Annotated in this window: 1 protein-coding gene; it reads right to left on the bottom strand. The window is 50.7% G+C overall.

The features are described 5' to 3' along the window. Positions 1-202: PLP-dependent transferase (locus EZM41_RS00020; RefSeq protein ID WP_198468189.1), on the bottom strand; the 202-nt coding region annotated here is incomplete at its 3' end. Positions 203-351: the final 149 nt, after the last annotated feature.

The raw sequence follows: 351 nt of genomic DNA, 5'->3' as shown, positions 1-351 counted from the left end.
TGGAGTGGACGACGATATGGGCACCCCGTTCGAGCGGTCGACACAGGGCCGGCGAGGCGAAGGTGTTGTCCACCACCAAAGGTATGCCGTGTCTTTCGGCAACCTCTCCCAACTCTTCTTCGAAAGGGCTAACCCTAAGCTTAGCGAACAAACTGTCCATCGAGGGCAGATCTCGCAAGATAGCATTAAAATGATCACTCATGATAGACCCTCCTCAAACCTTCACTCTTGAAAAAATTTTAACACCTCCGCGCTCTCCTCGCCGGGATCCACAAAGGCCGCGTTACCTAAATCGTCCCATAAGAGATAGCCCTTTGTAAACAATGGTCCCAGATAAAAGCACTTCACATT

The sequence above is a fragment of the Acetomicrobium sp. S15 = DSM 107314 genome (assembly GCF_016125955.1).
Lineage (GTDB): Bacteria > Synergistota > Synergistia > Synergistales > Thermosynergistaceae > Thermosynergistes > Thermosynergistes pyruvativorans.
This window is presented reverse-complemented; position numbering and strand designations above follow the sequence as displayed.